Annotated in this window: 16 protein-coding genes; 9 read left to right on the top strand and 7 right to left on the bottom strand. The window is 64.4% G+C overall.

Translation table 11 applies throughout. The annotated features are described in order from the left end of the window. Positions 1–15: 15 nt before the first annotated feature. The 4 genes from ACLB6G_RS19845 to ACLB6G_RS19830 form a co-directional block, all read right to left on the bottom strand. Positions 16–447 (bottom strand): HIT family protein, encoded by a 432-nt coding sequence (locus ACLB6G_RS19845; protein ID WP_410357871.1) that lies wholly within the window; start codon positions 445–447, stop codon positions 16–18. Positions 448–736: 289 nt separating this feature from the next. Further along, on the bottom strand, positions 737–1888 hold the full coding sequence (locus tag ACLB6G_RS19840) for a GNAT family N-acetyltransferase (protein WP_410357947.1): 1152 nt from the start codon (positions 1886–1888) through the stop codon (positions 737–739). 103 nt (positions 1889–1991) lie between these two features. Next, positions 1992–2723: a glycerophosphodiester phosphodiesterase gene (locus ACLB6G_RS19835; protein WP_410357870.1), complete on the bottom strand. Its 732-nt coding sequence runs from the start codon at positions 2721–2723 to the stop codon at positions 1992–1994. Between the two features lie 3 nt (positions 2724–2726). Continuing rightward, a complete protein-coding gene (locus tag ACLB6G_RS19830) occupies positions 2727–3191 on the bottom strand; it encodes a RidA family protein (RefSeq protein ID WP_410357869.1) in 465 nt (154 codons plus the stop codon). Between the two features lie 146 nt (positions 3192–3337). Between ACLB6G_RS19830 and ACLB6G_RS19825 the strand changes: the two genes are divergently transcribed. Then, the gene (locus tag ACLB6G_RS19825) at positions 3338–4144 is read left to right on the top strand and encodes a cell envelope integrity EipB family protein (RefSeq protein ID WP_410357868.1); all 807 of its coding nucleotides are present in this window, start codon (positions 3338–3340) and stop codon (positions 4142–4144) included. A 27-nt stretch (positions 4145–4171) separates the two neighbouring features. Here ACLB6G_RS19825 and ACLB6G_RS19820 read toward each other — a convergent pair whose 3' ends face one another. Beyond that, positions 4172–5053 carry an HpcH/HpaI aldolase/citrate lyase family protein gene (locus ACLB6G_RS19820; RefSeq protein WP_410357867.1) on the bottom strand — a complete coding sequence of 294 codons (882 nt, stop codon included), beginning with the start codon at positions 5051–5053 and terminating at the stop codon, positions 4172–4174. A 4-nt stretch (positions 5054–5057) separates the two neighbouring features. Further along, a complete protein-coding gene (locus tag ACLB6G_RS19815; RefSeq protein WP_410357866.1) occupies positions 5058–5516 on the bottom strand; it encodes a MaoC family dehydratase in 459 nt (152 codons plus the stop codon). Positions 5517–5657: 141 nt separating this feature from the next. Here ACLB6G_RS19815 and ACLB6G_RS19810 point away from each other — a divergent pair, with 141 nt between their 5' ends. Then, entirely contained in the window at positions 5658–6803 is a 1146-nt protein-coding gene (locus ACLB6G_RS19810) for a DUF2336 domain-containing protein (protein ID WP_410357865.1), read from the top strand. 21 nt (positions 6804–6824) lie between these two features. Here ACLB6G_RS19810 and parE read toward each other — a convergent pair whose 3' ends face one another. Next, on the bottom strand, positions 6825–8870 hold the full coding sequence (gene parE / locus ACLB6G_RS19805) for a DNA topoisomerase IV subunit B (protein ID WP_410357864.1): 2046 nt from the start codon (positions 8868–8870) through the stop codon (positions 6825–6827). 199 nt (positions 8871–9069) lie between these two features. Between parE and cpaB the strand changes: the two genes are divergently transcribed. The 7 genes from cpaB (at position 9070) to ACLB6G_RS19770 (ending at position 16460) form a co-directional block, all read left to right on the top strand. Next, positions 9070–9990: a Flp pilus assembly protein CpaB gene (cpaB, locus tag ACLB6G_RS19800; protein WP_410357863.1), complete on the top strand. Its 921-nt coding sequence runs from the start codon at positions 9070–9072 to the stop codon at positions 9988–9990. A 77-nt stretch (positions 9991–10067) separates the two neighbouring features. Continuing rightward, positions 10068–11501, top strand: a complete 1434-nt coding sequence (locus ACLB6G_RS19795; RefSeq protein ID WP_410357946.1) for a type II and III secretion system protein family protein — start codon at positions 10068–10070, stop codon at positions 11499–11501. Positions 11502–11509: 8 nt separating this feature from the next. Then, positions 11510–11779, top strand: a complete 270-nt coding sequence (locus ACLB6G_RS19790; RefSeq protein ID WP_410357862.1) for a hypothetical protein — start codon at positions 11510–11512, stop codon at positions 11777–11779. A gap of 59 nt (positions 11780–11838) precedes the next feature. Beyond that, positions 11839–13053, top strand: coding sequence for an AAA family ATPase (locus ACLB6G_RS19785; protein WP_410357861.1), 1215 nt, complete (start codon positions 11839–11841; stop codon positions 13051–13053). A gap of 41 nt (positions 13054–13094) precedes the next feature. Beyond that, positions 13095–14525 (top strand): CpaF family protein, encoded by a 1431-nt coding sequence (locus tag ACLB6G_RS19780; RefSeq protein WP_410357860.1) that lies wholly within the window; start codon positions 13095–13097, stop codon positions 14523–14525. Positions 14526–14527: 2 nt separating this feature from the next. Further along, positions 14528–15499, top strand: a complete 972-nt coding sequence (locus ACLB6G_RS19775; RefSeq protein ID WP_410357945.1) for a type II secretion system F family protein — start codon at positions 14528–14530, stop codon at positions 15497–15499. Between the two features lie 10 nt (positions 15500–15509). Further along, positions 15510–16460: a type II secretion system F family protein gene (locus ACLB6G_RS19770; protein WP_410357859.1), complete on the top strand. Its 951-nt coding sequence runs from the start codon at positions 15510–15512 to the stop codon at positions 16458–16460. Positions 16461–16583: the final 123 nt, after the last annotated feature.

Here is a 16583-nt window from a genome sequence, read left to right as displayed (position 1 = left end):
AAACGCCATCCGGCTTCAGTCGGCGGTCAGTGCGGCGCGAATCTTTTCCGCATTGGACGCCAGGACACCCTGGTCTTCCATGTCGCCGGTATGCGGCTTGAGCTTGACGCCGTCAAAGCGGGGAATCACGTGAACATGCAGGTGGAACACCACCTGTCCGCCCGCCGGTTCATTGAACTGCTGGATGGTGACGCCGTCGGCACCGAAGGCCTTTACCACCGCGCGCGCAAGTTTCTGAACCGTCCGGCCGACAGCGGCATAGCTGTCCGGATCGACATCAAGGATGTTGCGGGCGGGCCGTTTCGGGATCACAAGGCAATGGCCGTCTCCACGCGGCATGATGTCCATGAAGGCGAAGGTCTCGTCATCCTCGTAGAGCTTGTGCGAGGGAATCTCCCCCCGCAGGATTCTGGCGAAGACGTTGTCATTGTCATAGACGGCGGACATGGGTTCCTCTTATCCTGTGTTGCGGCCATGCGAGGAAGGGATGATCAGTCCTCCATGGCCGCGTCAAGCAATTCCTTGAAATCGAGGCCATCGACGCGCTTCATGCTCCACCCGTCGTAACGGCATGGCTGGTTTGCGGTGCTGACATAGAAGACGCGGTGCATGGGGGTTATGAGAACGGTCTTTTCGATAACAGGGATTCCGTTTGTGGCAGTGTGGTCAGGCAGGCAGAATCCGGGTCTGCCGGTGTTTCGTCAATGGCCTGAAGGCAAAACAAGGCACGAATGCGTCACCGCAAGGCACCGTCACCGGTTTTACGGAATGGGGCATTACCTGCAAGCAGATCGCCAAGACCGCGCACCTGCCGGCGTTCATGCTCCAGGTAGTCGGCGACGGCGTTGCGCAAACCCTCGTGTTCGATCCAGTGGGCAGAGTGCGTCATCACCGGCAGGTAGCCGCGGGCCAGCTTGTGTTCACCCTGGGCTCCCGCCTCGACGGTGCGCAATCCCTTGGCAATGGCGAAATCGATGGCCTGGTGATAGCAGACCTCGAAATGCAGGAAAGGATGATCCTCGACGCAGCCCCAGTGACGGCCAAACAGGGTACTGGCGCCGATGAAATTGATCGCGCCGGCGATGTAGCGCCCGTTTCGGCGCGCCATCACGAGCAGGATGTCATCGGCCATCCGTTCGCCGATGAGGGAAAAGAAGATGCGGTTGAGATAGGGCCGGCCCCATTTGCGGCTGCCGGTGTCCATGTAGAAGGCATGGAAATCGTCCCAGACGCTTTCGGTCAGGTCGCGCCCTGTCAGCCATTCGATGGAAATACCGTTTTCCAGCGCGGCGCGGCGTTCCTTCTTCAGCGCCTTGCGCTTGCGGGAGGCGAGGGTGGAGAGAAAATCGTCGTAGTTGCCATAGCCGTCATTGGTGAAGTGGAACTGCTGGTCGATGCGGTGCAGGAAGCCGCGATCCTGCAGGATCCGCACTTCCTCCTGCGGAGCGAAGGTGACGTGGGCCGAAGAGACACCCAACTGGCCGGCAAAGGTCTTGAGCCCCTCGGCAAGCGCCGCCTGCACGCCTTCGCGTGCGGCGCCCTTGGGCGCAAGCAGGCGCGGGCCCGTGGCGGGCGTGAAGGGAATGGAGACCTGCAGCTTGGGATAATAGCGTCCGCCGGCGCGCTCGAAGGCATCGGCCCAGCCGTGATCGAAGACATACTCGCCCTGGCTGTGCGATTTCAGATAGCAGGGAGTAGCCCCGACCAGCCGTCCGTCCGGGGCTTCAAGGGCAAGGTGGCGCGGCAGCCAGCCGGTCTCGCGGGCGACACAGCCGGATTCCTCCAGGGCGGAAAGGAAGGCATGGGAGAGGAAGGGGTTGTAGGTGCCGGGCCCGGTCCGGCTCGTCCCGGAAAGGGAGGCCCATTGCATGGAGTCGAAGCCGTCCATTCCCGCGATGGCGCGCAGGCTGAAATCGTCCGGCTGTGTCGGTGCGGCCCCGGTCATGGGAAAGACATATCGCAGGGGCGGCGCGCGGCAAGCATGGCTTTGCTCAATTGCCGTCCGTCGTGTCCGGATCGAAGCCCTCGAAGGTCATCTGGTCAGCCAGAGCGCGTGAGGCGGCGACCTGTCGTGCGGTGCGCACCGTCCAGGATATGACCGGACGATTGAGCTTCTCCCGCATCATGCGGACGAAAGGATTGTCGATCTCGTCGATATAGAATGACGCGAAGTCAATATCATGTGCCAGCATGCTGAAGTGACGCTCCAATTGCTCCGGCCGCAAGCCCATGGCGGTCAGGCCGGCCGGAATGCCGGGTGCCTCGGTGCGGAACCGCCGCACCAGCCAATGATCGAAGGACATGATGCACGCAGGACCGTCATAGCCGGTCAGCAGACGGCCTACGGCGGACACAAGGCCTTCGTCGTGCCCTTCGACGCCCTTGAGTTCGATGACCAGCGGAACCCGGCCCGCCACGCGCGCGAGCATTGCTTCCAGCGAGGGCACGCGCTGGGCTGTGCTGCCGACCCTCATTGCCAGCATTTCTGCCGATCCGGTCTCGTGTACGAGGCCGTCGCGTCCGGCAAGGCGCTTGAGGTTGTCGTCGTGAAAGACGACGGGGACACCGTCGCGCGTCAAACGCACATCGCATTCGATGGCATAGGAACCGGCGATGGCGGCGTCGAAGGCCGCCATCGTGTTTTCCCAGACATGGCGATTGAGATCATGCAGGCCGCGGTGGGCAACGGGGCGCTCGGTCAGCCATTCCCGGAAGGGTTTCATGGATCAGGCAACCTCGATGACGGCCTCGACCTCGACGGGCGCGTTGAGCGGCAAGGCCGCCATGCCGACCGCCGAGCGGGCGTGGCGGCCCTTGTCGCCGAGGGCAGCGACGAGCAGGTCGGAAGCACCGTTGGCGACGAGGTGCTGCTCGGTGAAACCGGGTTCGGATGCGACGAAGACCGTGATCTTCACGATCCGCGCGACGCGGTCCAGGGATCCCAGCGCCATTCGCGCCTGCGCCAGGATGTTGACCGCGCACCATTTCGCGGCTTCCGCACCGGCTGCCGTGTCGAGATCGCGGCCGACAAGTCCGCTCGCGGCAAGCTTGCCGTCCTTCAGCGGCAATTGCCCGGCTGTGAACAGCAGATTGCCCGATTGCATGAAGGCGACGTAGTTGGCCGCCGGCGCGGCTGGCGCGGGCAGTTCGATCCCCATGGCGGCAAGCCTTTGCTCGGCGGATTCTTCCATGTTCGGCTTTTCCTTTTTGTGAAGGACTGGAATAGTACGGTTTGCTGGCGTGCCTGCCGGCCGGCCACGAAAATGCCAAAGCGTGGCAGCACATGGAAGAAGAGATGCCACGGTGAGCCAGCGTGGCGCAAGAGCAGGATGAACTGATGCGTGCACCGTTGATAGCAGCCCTTGTCGTCTCAGGCGCGATCACGCCGGCGCTGTCTGCGCCGCAACTGGCGCCGCACCGGGCGGTTTACGATCTCAGCCTGATCGACGCATCGGAACGGTCGGGCATTTCCGGGGTCAGCGGGCGCATGGTCTACGAGTTCAACGGCTCTGCCTGTGACGGCTACACGGTCAGTTTCCGTTCCGTCACCCAGTTCCATACGGCCGAAAACGCACGGCTGATCGACCAGCAGGTGGCCACCTACGAGAATCCGGAGCAGGACCTCTTCACCTTCGTGACCAAGTCTTATGTCGACGAGCAACTGGACAAGGAAGTGAAGGGCACCGCGCACGCCGTATCCGATGGCGTGAAGGTGGACCTGGAAAAACCTGACGAGGGCACCGTGCGGCTGACCCCGGCGCTGTTTCCGGCGGAACACATGATCGACCTGCTGGAACGTGCGCGCAACGGCGAACACTTCTACGAGACGACGATCTTTGACGGAACCGAAGGCGCCGACAAGGTGCTCACGACGACCGTCATCATCGGTTCGCGCAGGGAGTCTTCCGCCGGGGACGAGGAAACCACGGCCGCGGCGGCCCTGTCGGACATGCCCTATTGGCCCGTATCCATCGCCTATTTCGACGATCCGCAACCTGACACCGATGCCACACCGATCTACCGGATCGGTTTCAAGCTGCACGACAGCGGCATTGCCCGCGATTTCGACACGGATTACGGCGACTTCCGCATCAAGGGGCGGCTGGTGGATCTGGAACTGCTTGCCATGCCCGAATGCCGCTAGGCATTGTCCCGGGCGGGGCGGCCGCGATCAGATGATCCCGGCAGCCCTTGCGCGGGCAAGGATGCGCTCGGCGCGGCGCAGGTGCGGCCGGTCATACATCTTTCCATCGATTCCAACCACGCCGGGATTGCCGGCCGCCTCGAAGGCCCCGACGACGGCGCGGGATTCGGCGACCGCTTCCGGCGATGGCGTGAAAACGCGATTGATCACCTCCACCTGGGCCGGATGAATGGCCATCTTGGCAGTGAAGCCGTCACGCTCGGCGTCGCGGCATTCGCGTTCGAACCCGTTCATGTCCGAAAAGGCGGGGAAGACCGTGTCCACCGCCGCTGTGCCGGCGGCATTGGCGGCCAGCAGCGTGACGGTGCGCGCCAGGCGGAAGGCGTCCGTATAGGCGCCATGCGAATCGCGGTTGGTGCGGGCGCCAAGGTCGGCAGACAGGTCTTCGGCACCCCATGTCATGCCGGCCAGGCGCGGCAGGGGCGAGGCGGCGTAGGTGTGGGCGTTCAGTACCGCCATCGCCGTCTCGGTGATGATCGGCAAGAGGCGCGTCGACCGTGTTTCAAGGCCATGGGCGGACTCGGCGTCCGTCAGCAGCGCATCAAGTGCCATGACATCGGCCGCCCTGTTGCACTTGGGCAGCATGATGCCGGCCGGGCGGGCTGCCATCACCGCGTCGAGGTCATCGCCGGTGAGGCCGGTGTCGAGCGCGTTGACGCGCACGAAGAGGCGGCCGGGATGGGCGCCGCCATTGGCCGCGAGCATGTCCGCGGTCAGTTTCCGGGCATCCGGCTTGGCTGCAAGGGCGACGGAATCCTCTAGGTCGATCAAGAGTATGTCGGCAGCCGACGCCAGTCCCTTGTCCATCTTGCGCTGGCTGTCACCGGGTACGAAAAGAAGCGAACGCATGGTCTCAGGCCTCCGTCGGCCGCTTGCGCATCATGGCCTGGCGCACGCAGCGCGCCACGAGAACACCGTCCTGGTTGAAGGCGCGGTGCTCGAATTCGACCACGCCACGGTCACGCTTCGACTTCGATTCGCGCACGGAGCGCACTTCCGTTTCGACCCGGATCGTGTCGCCGTGAAAGACCGGATGCGGGAACACCGTATCGGTCATGCCGAGATTGCCGATGGTGGTGCCCATGGTGGTGTCGTGTACGGAAATGCCGATCATCAGGCCCAGTGTGAAGAGGGAGTTGACCAGCGGCTTGCCCCATTCGCTCTTCGCGGCGAAGTCGAAATCGACGTGCAGCGGCTGCGGATTCAGCGTCATGACCGAAAACAGCATGTTGTCGCTTTCCGTCACCGATTTCGTCAGCGGGTGGCGAATGACCTGCCCGACCTCGAATTCCTCCAGCCACAGACCGGCCATGGATCACCTCCCTGATTACGCTGCCACATTGATAGGCCGGGGATGGTGGGGCGGGCAAGGGGCCGGAAAAACATGGTGAACGCTTCGTAAACCATTTCCCCCTAGCGTGGGAAATCAAAGAGCTAGTGGCGGTGGGGCCCCATGATTGTCCAGAAATTCCTGCGGTGGATCGAAACGGCGAACGTGACGGAGAGGGCGGCGGCGGCCAGCGCGCTGGCAAGGGCCTATCTGCGCTCCGAAATGAGCTTCGAGCATCGGTGCGCGGCCGAATCGGCATTGACGCTGCTGCTCGACGATCCGTCTCCGAAGGTTCGCGCTGCCCTGGCCGAAGCCTTGTCGCTGTCGGCTTCCGCCCCGCCCCAGGTGGTCGCGTCGCTCGCGGCCGACCAGCCGGAAGTCGCCGCGCTCGTCCTGGTGCGGTCGCCTCTGCTCAGCGACGTCGACCTGATCGACCGGGCGGCGGAGGGGTGCGGCAAGGTGCAAAGACTGATCGCCATGCGCTGCACGTTGTCGTCGACCGTGTGCGCGGTGCTGGCGGAGATCGGCGAAAGCGAAGCGGTGATCGAACTGCTCGGCAATGACGGCGCGCAGATTGCGGCCATATCGCTGGCCCGCATCGCCGAGCGTCTCGGCCACGAGGCCGGGGTGCGCAAGGCGTTGCTCGCCCATCCCGCACTTCCGGCCCATGTCCGTCATCACCTGCTGGTCAAGGTGGGCGAGGCACTCTCGGCCTCGCCGCTGGTCAAGGGACTGATCGGGCAGGCCCGTGCCGCGCGGCTTGTCAAGGACGCCTGCACCAAGGCCTCCATCAGCCTGATCGAGAACACGCCCGCGCATGAGACGCCGGCCCTGGTGGAACACCTCCGCCTCAAGGGCGAACTGACGACCGGATTCATCGTGCGCGCTGTCGCCCATGGCAAGATCGATTTCTTCGGCGCCATCCTGGTCTCGCTTTCCGGCCAGACGGAGAAGCGCATTTCAGGCCTGCTCAGCCATGGCCGCGACAACGCCCTGCAGGCGCTTTTCCGGGAATGCGGCCTGGCCGAGGCATCGCATGCGGTGATCCTGCGGGCGCTCGGCGTCTGGCGCGAGGTGGCGCTGGGCAAACGGGTCACGGGCGTTCAGGAAGTGACCTGGCTGATGCTGAAGGAACTCGGCGGGACGCCGGGCGCCACGGTGCCGCCCAAGGCCGGCAATGACGACCTGATCGCGTTGCTGAGATCGATCCACCTCGACCAGTTGCGGCTCAACGCCCGCGGTCACGCGCTCGCCATCGCGGCCGCGTGATCCAGCACCGCAGCGACGGGATCAGACGTCGAGCATCTCCGCGTCGGCGAAGGCCGCATTGTCCTGGATGAAGCGGAAACGGGCTTCCGCCCTCGTGCCCATGAGATCGTCCACGGCTGTCTTCGTGATCTCGGCGTCGGAGATCATTTCAACGCGCAGAAGCGTACGCTTGCGCGGGTCCATCGTGGTTTCCTTGAGCTGGCTTGCCATCATCTCGCCCAGGCCCTTGAACCGTCCGATCTCGACCTTGGAGCGGCCAGAGAACTCCGTCTTCAGGAGTTCGTCCTTGTGGGCGTCGTCGCGGGCATACATGGTCTTGCCGCCCTGGGTCAGCTTGTAGAGCGGCGGCACGGCCATGAAGAGGTGGCCGTTGCGGATGAGGTCCGGCATTTCCTGGTAGAAGAAGGTGATCAGCAGCGATGCGATATGCGCGCCGTCGACATCGGCGTCCGTCATGATGATCACGCGGTCGTAACGCAGGTCATCCTCGCGATATTTCGAACGCGTCCCGCAACCCAGCGCCTGGACGAGATCCTGGATCAGCTGGGAGCCGGCGAGCTTGTCGCGCCCTGCGCTGGCGACATTGAGGATCTTGCCACGCAGCGGCAGGACAGCCTGGGTGGCGCGGTCGCGGGCCTGCTTGGCGGAACCGCCGGCCGAGTCGCCCTCGACGATGAAGAGTTCCGCGCCTGCGGCGGCGTTCTGCGTGCAGTCGGCCAGCTTGCCCGGCAGGCGCAGCTTGCGCACGGCGGACTTGCGGCTGACTTCCTTTTCCTGGCGGCGGCGCATGCGCTCGTCGGCGCGCTGGATCACCCAGTCGAGCAGGTTGGAGGCCTGTTGCGGACTGGCCGCCAGCCAATGGTCGAAGGCGTCGCGAATGGCGTTCTCGACAATGCGATGGGCCTCGGCGGTCGCCAGCTTGTCCTTGGTCTGGCCGACGAATTCGGGCTCGCGGATGAAGACCGACAACATGCCGGCGGCCGAGATCATCACGTCGTCATTGCTGATGATGGAGGCGCGCTTGACGCCGGTCAGTTCGGCATAGGCCTTCAGGCCCTTGGTCAGCGCTGTGCGGAAACCGGCTTCGTGGGTTCCGCCCTCCGGCGTGGGCACGGTGTTGCAGTAGGAATTGACGAAACCGTCGCCGCCATACCAGGTCACGGCCCATTCCACCGAGCCATGGCCGCTCTGCTTCTCGCTCTTGCCCGCGAAGACCTCGCGTGTGACCTGGTGTTCCTTGCCGAGGCTGGCCTCCAGGTAGTCCTTGAGGCCGCCGGGAAAATGGAAGGTGGCCTTCGGCTCGACGCCGGACTTGGGGTCGATCAGTTCCGGTGCGCAGGTCCAGCGGATTTCGACACCGCCGAAAAGATAGGCCTTGGAACGGGCCATCTTGAAGAGGCGTGCGGGATCGAATTGTGCCGCCTTGCCGAAAATTTCGGGATCGGGGTGGAACCGCACCTTGGTTCCGCGCCGGTTGTGCACCTCTCCCAGTTCTTCCAGCCCGCCCTGGGGGTGGCCGCGTGAGAAGCGCTGCCGGTAGAGCCTGCGGCCGCGCGCCACTTCCACTTCCAGGCTGTCGGAGAGCGCGTTGACGACCGAAACGCCGACGCCATGCAGGCCGCCGGACGTTTCGTAGACCTTGGAATCGAACTTTCCGCCGGCATGCAGCGTGGTCATGATGACCTCGAGGGCGGACTTGTCCTTGAACTTGGGGTGGGGATCGACCGGGATGCCGCGGCCGTTGTCGGTGACTGTCAGGAAGCCGCCGGCATCCAGTTCGACGTCGATGAAGGTGGCGTGGCCGGCAACCGCCTCGTCCATGGAATTGTCGATCACCTCGGCGAAAAGGTGGTGATACGCCTTGTCGTCGGTACCGCCGATATACATGCCGGGGCGCCGGCGCACCGGTTCCAGGCCTTCCAGCACCTCGATGTCGGATGCCGAATAGGTCTCGCCCGAATCCGCCTGGCGCGCCGCGCGACGCTCCGCCATGGGTTCTGACGCGCGCGGTTCAGGCGCGGCCTGATGATCCTTCAGGGTCGAGAAGAGGTCGTTGCTGTCGTCCATCGGTGTCCCGGAGAGGAAAAATCGAATCACTGGCGATCATGGCACATTTCGCGCCCTTGGCGCGACCGGGGGGCAAGCCTTCCCCCGCGTGTTTCGTGACATGTTGAATCAAATCCTACCCGCCGATTCCGATATTTTTTAGGAATGTCTGATAGTTGTGCAGCTAATGAATAAAAACTCCGGCTGCAGGGGGCAGGGGATGAACAAGAAAATCGTGCCCATGCTGGGCATCGCCGCCATCTTCGGATCGCTTTCGATCTTCGCGGCGAACATGTGGCTGGAGAACGCCGCCGAAGCGCGCCAGCCGCAGCCCGTGGCCGTGCTCCCCGAGACCGAGCCGAGGGTCGAATTCGGCTCCATCGTGGTCGCCCGCCAGCCGCTTGCCTATGGCTCCGCGCTGGATGCCGCTGCGATGACGGAAATCCCGTGGCCGAAGGATGCGCTGCCCGAGGGGGCCTATTCAAGCGTGGACGATGTGCTGGCCGATGGAAGCCGTGTGGTGCTGTCGCCGATCGAGGCGAACGAACCGGTTCTTCTGCCCAAGCTCTCCGGTCCCAATGGCCGCGCCACGCTTTCCAACAGGCTGACGCCGGGCATGCAGGCGGTCACCATCGCGGCTGACGAGATCACCGGCGTCGGCGGCTTCCTGACACCGGGGGACCGGGTCGATGTCGTGCTGACGCGCAATGGCGGTTCGGTGGTCGCCCGCTCGATCGGGGCGGAGGAATCCGGCCGGATCAACGGCGCCGAGATGATCACCGAAACGGTGGTCTCGGGCGCACGCGTCCTGAACGCCGGTGCCGAGGGCGGCGGAACGCCGGGTTCGCGCACGGTCACGCTGGAGGTGACGCCTTCGGACGCGCGCCGCATCGCGCTCGCGCGTTCCGTCGGGCAGGTCTCGCTGTCGCTGCTTGCGGCGGCGGAAAAGGATGGCGGTGCAACGGACAGCGCAACGCTTTCGTCGCTGACCGGCCTGATCTCGTCCGGGCTGCCGGCCATCACGGCGGGCGAGGGCGAAGCGCAGCCCGCGGAACTCATCGAAGTCAAGGTCACACGCGGGATGCAGGCGGAAGTCTACAACGTCCCGTCGAGTGGCGGGGACGGGGACACCAGGCCCTGACGGGGCCGCGAATGAAGGGGCAGGCCGGCACGGGACCGGATGAGGGGACGACCATGGACGGATTGAACGAAAAGCAGATGAGGCGGAGAGGCCGAAAGGCCTTGTCGGCGCGCCTGTTTGCCGCTGCGCTCGTTGCCGCGGGATTTCTCGCAGGTCTTGGCGCCACCCTTGCGACAGATGCCCATGCACGCTCCCAGGCCCAGGTCATCCAGATCAAGGCCGGTTCCACCGCCAAGGTGAAGGTGGCCAAGGGCAAGCCGCAGACAATCCGCACCAATGCGGCCTTCTACGAGATCGTGATCGGCGATCCGGACATCGCCAATGTCAATCCGCTGACGGATACATCCTTCTATGTCCTCGGCAACAATCTCGGGACGACCGGCATCGCGCTGTTCGACAGCAATCGCAATCTTGTCGGCTCGGTGGACATCGAGGTGACGCTCGATACGGACGGGCTGGCACGCAGCATCCGCGACGTGGCGCCGGGTTCGGACATCAGGGTGGACACGGCCAATGGCCGGGTGGTGCTGTCGGGCAAGGCCCGCGATGCCGTGCAGGCCGAAAAGGCGCAGAAGGTTGCCAAGCGGTTTTCCGGCGAGGAAGAGGTGATCAACTCGGTCACGCTCACCTCCTCGCAGCAGGTTCAGCTCAATGTCCGTTTCGTCGAGATGAACCGCAATATCGGCCAGGAACTTGGCGCCCAGATCGGGGTCACCTATGTCGGACCGGCGGGCGTTATCAGCTTCAACGGCAACACGGCGCGCACGAGCGGGGCTTCGGCGGTGGACATTATCGGCGCCTATGCCTCGGGCGGGCTCGGGATCGACCTTGCGATCAAGGCGCTGGAGGACCGCGGCATGGCGCGCCGCCTCGCCGAGCCGAACCTGATCGCCCGGTCCGGCCAGAAGGCCAGCTTCCTGGCCGGCGGCGAATTTCCCATTCCCGTCGCCAGCGACAACGACACGGTGACGGTCGAGTTCAAGAAATTCGGCGTCAGCCTGGAATTCACACCGACCGTGCTCGAGGACGGCCTCATCAGCCTCGACATCGCGCCAGAGGTTTCCTCCGTCGACACCTCCAACTCCTACCGTATCGGCGACATCGCCATTCCGGGTTTCGTGGTGCGGCGTGCGAGCACCTCGGTGGACCTGAAGAGCGGCCAGTCCTTCATGCTGGCGGGCCTGCTGCAGAGCGAGAACATGTCGACCTCCGACCGCGTGCCGGGGCTGGGCAAGCTGCCGGTGCTCGGCCAGCTCTTTTCGTCCAAGGCCTATCAGCGTCGGGAGACGGACCTGGTGATCATCGTGACCCCCCATCTCGTCAAGCCGATCGATCCGACGAAGAAGGTGGTGACCCCGCTGGACGCGGAACAGCCGATGAGCACGGCCGACTTCTTCCTCGGCAATGTCGACACGATGAAGACGTCGAGGATCAACATCGCGAAGACCGGCGAGGGCCGGGCGCCCGTTCCCCGCGCCGGTCATTTCCTCGATCTTCCGGACAGCGAGTGAGGCGTGTCATGGCCATTGCAACGAAATTCATGCTTGCCGCCGGTGTGCTGGCGCTGTCCGGCTGCACCCACGAGGCCCACCAGCGCAACGAGGGCGTGAGCAGCTATGCGGGCAACGCCATCGCCGCCAACACCGTGATGCAGATGGTCGACCCGTGGCCGGCCAGTATCGAGGATACGGACCTGGAAACGCCGGCCGAGCGCGGGACAGGCGAGGACGGAAAGCCGAAGGCGCCGCCGGTGTCGATGGTCAACGCGCCGAACACCACGGGATTTTGAGGCACGGACGCGGGTGAGACCCCCGCAGTGCCTGCATGAAAAGACTGGCAGGAGCGACAATGAGCGCCAAGGGAACGAACAACAAGCGGGTCGGTCTGGTGACGCGGGACGCGGATTTCATCCAGACGGTTCGCACCGCCTTCGCCTCGTCCGAGAACATCCATCTCGTCGTGATCGAAAAGACCGTCTCCGAACTTCGTGGCGAGATACAGGATGCCGATTGCGCCGCCGCCATCATCGACATGGATGCGTCACGGCTGGAGGAGGTGGAATCGCTCCAGCGCGTGAAGCGGCGGCTGGAGGGGACCGTGCCGGTGGTGGTCGTCACGCAGCAGTTCAACGCCGCAGCCGTTCGCATCCTGGTGCAGTTGCAGGTGGCCGATTTCCTCACCAAGCCGGTGACGACGACCGACCTGGTGCGTTCGTGCATCCGTGCGCTGCAGGGGCCGGGCCGCGAGGAGCAGGCGGAGGCGCAGATCTCGACCTTCATGCCGGCGGCCGGCGGCGTGGGCACCACGACGCTGGTCCTGCAGACGGCTTTCCAGTTGCATACCTCCGCCACGCGCGGTGCGGCGACCTGTGTCGTCGACCTCAACTTCCAGCAGGGCTCCTGCGCGGAATACCTGGACCTGGAGCCGCGCTTCGACATTTCGGAAATCGAGAACCAGCCCGAACGGCTGGACCGGCAATTGCTCGACGTGATGCTGTCCAAGCATTCCAGCGGGCTTTGCGTGCTGGCCGCGCCGACGGCGCCGACCGAAATGCGCACCTTCAATACCGATGTCGTGGTACGGATGCTCGACCTCGTCTCGGCCTATTTCGACAATGTCGTCATCGACCTGCCGCGCACATGGTTCCCCTGGACCGAAACGGTCCTGCTGGGTTCCAACGACCTATTCGTCGTCAGCGAACTGACCGTGCCCTGCCTGCGCCACACGCAAAGGCTGATCGGCGCGATCTACGAGCATTGCGGCAAGGAGGTGAAGCCTCGGGTGATCGTCAACCGCTTCGAGCAGCGCATGTTCGAGAACGGGATCAAGCAGGCGGACGTGGAGGAGATCCTGGGCGAGCACTTCGCCGGCGGAATCTCCAACAATTACCGGCTGGTGCGTGAAGCGGTCGACCGGGGTGTCCCGCTCCAGGACATCGATCCGGATGCCAACGTCATCCAGGACCTCAAGCGCATCATCCTGCCCGAGGAAGCGGAGGTGGTGGTGTCCAAGCCGAAAGGCCTGTTTTCCGGCCTGGGCCGTGGTCTGCTGAGGAGGGCGTGAACACCGATGCGCGGAACCGGCAGGCAGAGGGAGGCAGGGTGATGGGCGGAAGCCGCTTTTCGGCATTGCGTCAGCGCGATGTGCGCGAGACGCAGCAACAGGGCCATGCCGGCGAGACGACCGGGACCGTCGAAAGCCTTCTGAAGGGGCGGGGCGCACCATCAACGGAACCGGCCGAGCCTGCCGCAAGGCCGAGCGACCGCGTGGTGGATGCCCGCGTGCGCCTGCACCGCATGCTCATCGACGAGATCAACCTCGTCGCGCTGGAAAAGCTGCCCAAGGAGGAGATGCGCCAGCAGGTGCATGCCTTCGTGCAGGAAAAGGCCAAGGCGGAGCGGCTGGCGATCAACGTTGTGGAACTGGATGCCCTGGTCAGCGACATCGTCGATGAAATGGTCGGCCTCGGACCGCTGCAGCCGCTGATGAACGACCCGGAAATCGCCGACATCCTGATCAACGGCCACGAGAACTGCTTCGTGGAAAAGGGCGGCAAGCTGCGAAAGGTGCATGTCCCGTTCAAGGACGAGGCCCACCTGCTTCGCATCATCCAGAAGATCGTCTCCGCCGTCGGACGCCGGGTGGACGAAAGCCATCCGCTGGTCGATGCACGCATGATGGACGGTTCGCGCTTCAACGCGGCGATCCGGCCGATCGGCGTGGACGGGCCGCTGGTCTCGATCCGCAAGTTCTCCAAGAACAAGCTGAGCCTGCAGCGCCTCGTCGAATTTGGCGCGATCACCCAGCCCATGGCGGAAGTGCTGGCCGCGGCCGTGCACGCGCGCAAGACGACCATCATTTCCGGCGGCACCGGAACGGGCAAGACGACGATGCTCAATGCATTGTCCGCCTTCATTCCAGAGGACGAACGCCTGATCACCATCGAGGACGCCGCCGAACTGCAATTGCAGCAGCCGCATGTGGCGCGCATGGAAACGCGGCCAGCCAATGTGGAAGGCCATGGCGAACTGAAGCAGCGCGACCTGGTGAAGAACGCCCTGCGCATGCGCCCGGACCGGGTGATCCTGGGCGAGTGCCGCGGCGAAGAGGCCTTTGACATGCTTCAGGCCATGAACACAGGGCATGAAGGCTCCATGGCGACCATCCACGCCAACACCCCGCGCGACGCGATATCGCGCCTCGAGCAGATGCTCGGCATGACGGGGATGCCGATGACCGTCCAGTCGATCCGGTCGCAGATCGCCAGCGCCCTCGACATCATCGTCCAGCTGACCCGCCTTTCCGACGGCAAGCGCAAGGTCACGGCGGTGTCCGAGGTTACAGGGCTGGAGGGCGATGTCATCCAGATGCAGGACATCTTCCGGTTCGTGCGCACCGGCATGGGGCCGAACCATGAAGTGCTCGGCCATTTCGAGGCCACCGGCATCCGTCCGCGGTTCCTCGACGACCTGAAGGCCATCGGAATCGAATTTCCGTCCGACTACTTCGAGCCGGGCCGCCCGCAGGACCAATGACGATGATCCCTCAGATCGACACCGTCTGGGTCATCTATGCGGCGGCGGGGCTGGCCGGCATTCTCGTCGCGGAAGCGCTGTATCTGCTGTATGCGGGACAGGCGGACCGGCGCACGGCCATCAACCGGCGCCTGAAGCTGCGCGAGGGCGCACGTCTGAGCCAGAAGGACGTGCTCCTGCAATTGCGCAAGGAGCGCGGTGACCAGGGCGGGGCAGCATCGCTGCTGTCGCTCGCATGGTTGCGCCGCCTGCGTTCCCAGTCGGGCATGACGATGGCGCTGTCGCACCTCTTCCTCCTGTGCGCGCTCATCGGGCTTGGCGCGGGCGCCGCCGCGGTCTGGTTCGGGACCGGACGGGGTCTGGCGATCGCGATTGCGTCGGGCATTGCGCTGATCCTGCCGGTTTTCGTGTTGCGCACCCTGCGCAAGCGCCGTCACAAGGCCTTTGGCGTGCAATTGCCGGAAGCACTCGAACTGATCACGCGAAGCCTGAAGGCCGGTCATCCGGTGCCGGTGGCCATCGCGCTGGTGGCGCGCGAGATGACCGACCCGATCGGGACGGAGTTCGGCATCGTCGCCGACGAGATCACCTATGGCTCGGACCTCGTCTCGGCGCTGGCTTCGCTGTTCGAACGGGTCGGACACGAGGATCTGCCGCTGTTCGTCACGGCTGTCTCCATCCAGAACACGACGGGTGGCAACCTGCGCGAGATTCTCGACGGGCTTTCGGCCACGATACGCGAGCGCGGCAAGCTGCGGCGGAAAGTGCGCGCCATCTCGGTGGAAGGGCGCATGTCGGCCTATATCCTCACGGCGCTTCCCGTGCTGCTGATGGCGGCGATCCTGGGGCTTAACCCCAGCTATTACGGCAATGTCATCGAGGAGCCGATGACCTGGTGGATGCTGGGTGGAGCCGGCTTCTGGCTCATCCTCGGCAATCTCGTGATGTTCAAGATGTCGAACTTCAGGTTCTAGGACGCGGGCGATGGTAGCGGAGATGTTCAACAGCTTTCCGGTCCTGCCGCTCGCGGCGATCCTGCTGCTTGCCGGTGGCGTGGCGATGGCATGGCCGCTGGTCGCCGGAGCGGGCGGGCGCTCGGAGGTCAAGCGCCGTCTGCGCGTCGACGGTTCGCAGACGCCGGCCGCACAGGAGACCGCCGCTGCGCGTCCGGCGGCGGGCCGCGACGTGCGCGACAAGGCGGTCAAGAAGGCGCAGGAATTCTATCAGAAGACGGACCCGGACAACGTCGCCAGGCTGCGCCTGAAACTCATCAAGGCTGGCTTCCTGGATCCCAGGGCGACCGGTTTCTTCTTTCTCGCCCGCATTGCCACTCTCGCGGTCTTCGCCATTATGGGCGCCATCCTGTCCTTCGGTTTCGGCATGACCATCGCGGCAAACGAATGGTTGCCCGTGCTGGCGCTCGGCCTGACGGGCTATTTCCTTCCGGGATTGGCGCTGTCGCTGCAGGTGCGTCAGCGGATGATCGAATACCGGAACGGCTTTCCCGACTTCATGGACCTCATGGTCGTCTGCTCGGACGCGGGCATGAGCATGGAAGCGGGCATCGACCGCGTGTCGCGCGAGATGATGAAGACATGCCCGGCGCTGGCGATGAACCTGCAGCTGGTGACGCTCGAACTGCGGGCCGGACGCAATCTCAACGATGCGCTGCGTTCGCTGGGCGACCGGCTCGGCCTCGAGGAAGTCCGATCCTTCGCCACGCTTCTGCAGCAGTCGAAGGAACTCGGCACGTCCCTGTCCGGCGCGCTGCGCGTCTTTTCCGACGAGATGCGCCACAAGCGCATGCTTCGCGCGGAGGAAAAGGCCCATGCGCTGCCCGCCAAGATGTCGGTGCCGGTGACGATGTGCATCCTGCCCGTTGTCCTCATGGTCGCGATGATCCCGGCCATCGTCCAGCTTGTCACGATGAACTGACGCTTCATCAAGGGTTGCCAGGTCCTTAACGGGAAACGGTAATTTGACCCTGTTTCGGCACGGCGCCTTAACCGCTTCCTGCTATGGTGGCTACATCGAACGACCCGGAAACCGGGCACTGAA

Source organism: Zhengella sedimenti, from assembly GCF_046506625.1.
In the GTDB taxonomy this organism is placed as follows: domain Bacteria; phylum Pseudomonadota; class Alphaproteobacteria; order Rhizobiales; family Rhizobiaceae; genus Zhengella; species Zhengella sedimenti.
The sequence above is the reverse complement of the archived record's forward strand: the minus strand, read 5'-3'. Positions and strand labels throughout refer to the sequence as shown.

Bases quoted from the DNA above. Each gene is read 5' to 3' on its own strand.
- parE (WP_410357864.1), bottom strand. From the start codon at position 8,870: ATGGACGACAGCAACGACCTCTTCTCGACCCTGAAGGATCATCAGGCC.
- ACLB6G_RS19770 (WP_410357859.1), top strand. From the start codon at position 15,510: ATGGTAGCGGAGATGTTCAACAGCTTTCCGGTCCTGCCGCTCGCGGCG.
- ACLB6G_RS19830 (WP_410357869.1), bottom strand. From the start codon at position 3,191: ATGGAAGAATCCGCCGAGCAAAGGCTTGCCGCCATGGGGATCGAACTG.
- ACLB6G_RS19795 (WP_410357946.1), top strand. From the start codon at position 10,068: ATGAGGCGGAGAGGCCGAAAGGCCTTGTCGGCGCGCCTGTTTGCCGCT.
- ACLB6G_RS19820 (WP_410357867.1), bottom strand. From the start codon at position 5,053: ATGCGTTCGCTTCTTTTCGTACCCGGTGACAGCCAGCGCAAGATGGAC.
- ACLB6G_RS19790 (WP_410357862.1), top strand. From the start codon at position 11,510: ATGGCCATTGCAACGAAATTCATGCTTGCCGCCGGTGTGCTGGCGCTG.
- ACLB6G_RS19815 (WP_410357866.1), bottom strand. From the start codon at position 5,516: ATGGCCGGTCTGTGGCTGGAGGAATTCGAGGTCGGGCAGGTCATTCGC.
- ACLB6G_RS19835 (WP_410357870.1), bottom strand. From the start codon at position 2,723: ATGAAACCCTTCCGGGAATGGCTGACCGAGCGCCCCGTTGCCCACCGC.
- ACLB6G_RS19780 (WP_410357860.1), top strand. From the start codon at position 13,095: ATGGGCGGAAGCCGCTTTTCGGCATTGCGTCAGCGCGATGTGCGCGAG.
- ACLB6G_RS19785 (WP_410357861.1), top strand. From the start codon at position 11,839: ATGAGCGCCAAGGGAACGAACAACAAGCGGGTCGGTCTGGTGACGCGG.
- ACLB6G_RS19840 (WP_410357947.1), bottom strand. From the start codon at position 1,888: ATGGACGGCTTCGACTCCATGCAATGGGCCTCCCTTTCCGGGACGAGC.
- ACLB6G_RS19825 (WP_410357868.1), top strand. From the start codon at position 3,338: ATGCGTGCACCGTTGATAGCAGCCCTTGTCGTCTCAGGCGCGATCACG.
- ACLB6G_RS19845 (WP_410357871.1), bottom strand. From the start codon at position 447: ATGTCCGCCGTCTATGACAATGACAACGTCTTCGCCAGAATCCTGCGG.
- cpaB (WP_410357863.1), top strand. From the start codon at position 9,070: ATGAACAAGAAAATCGTGCCCATGCTGGGCATCGCCGCCATCTTCGGA.
- ACLB6G_RS19810 (WP_410357865.1), top strand. From the start codon at position 5,658: ATGATTGTCCAGAAATTCCTGCGGTGGATCGAAACGGCGAACGTGACG.
- ACLB6G_RS19775 (WP_410357945.1), top strand. From the start codon at position 14,528: ATGATCCCTCAGATCGACACCGTCTGGGTCATCTATGCGGCGGCGGGG.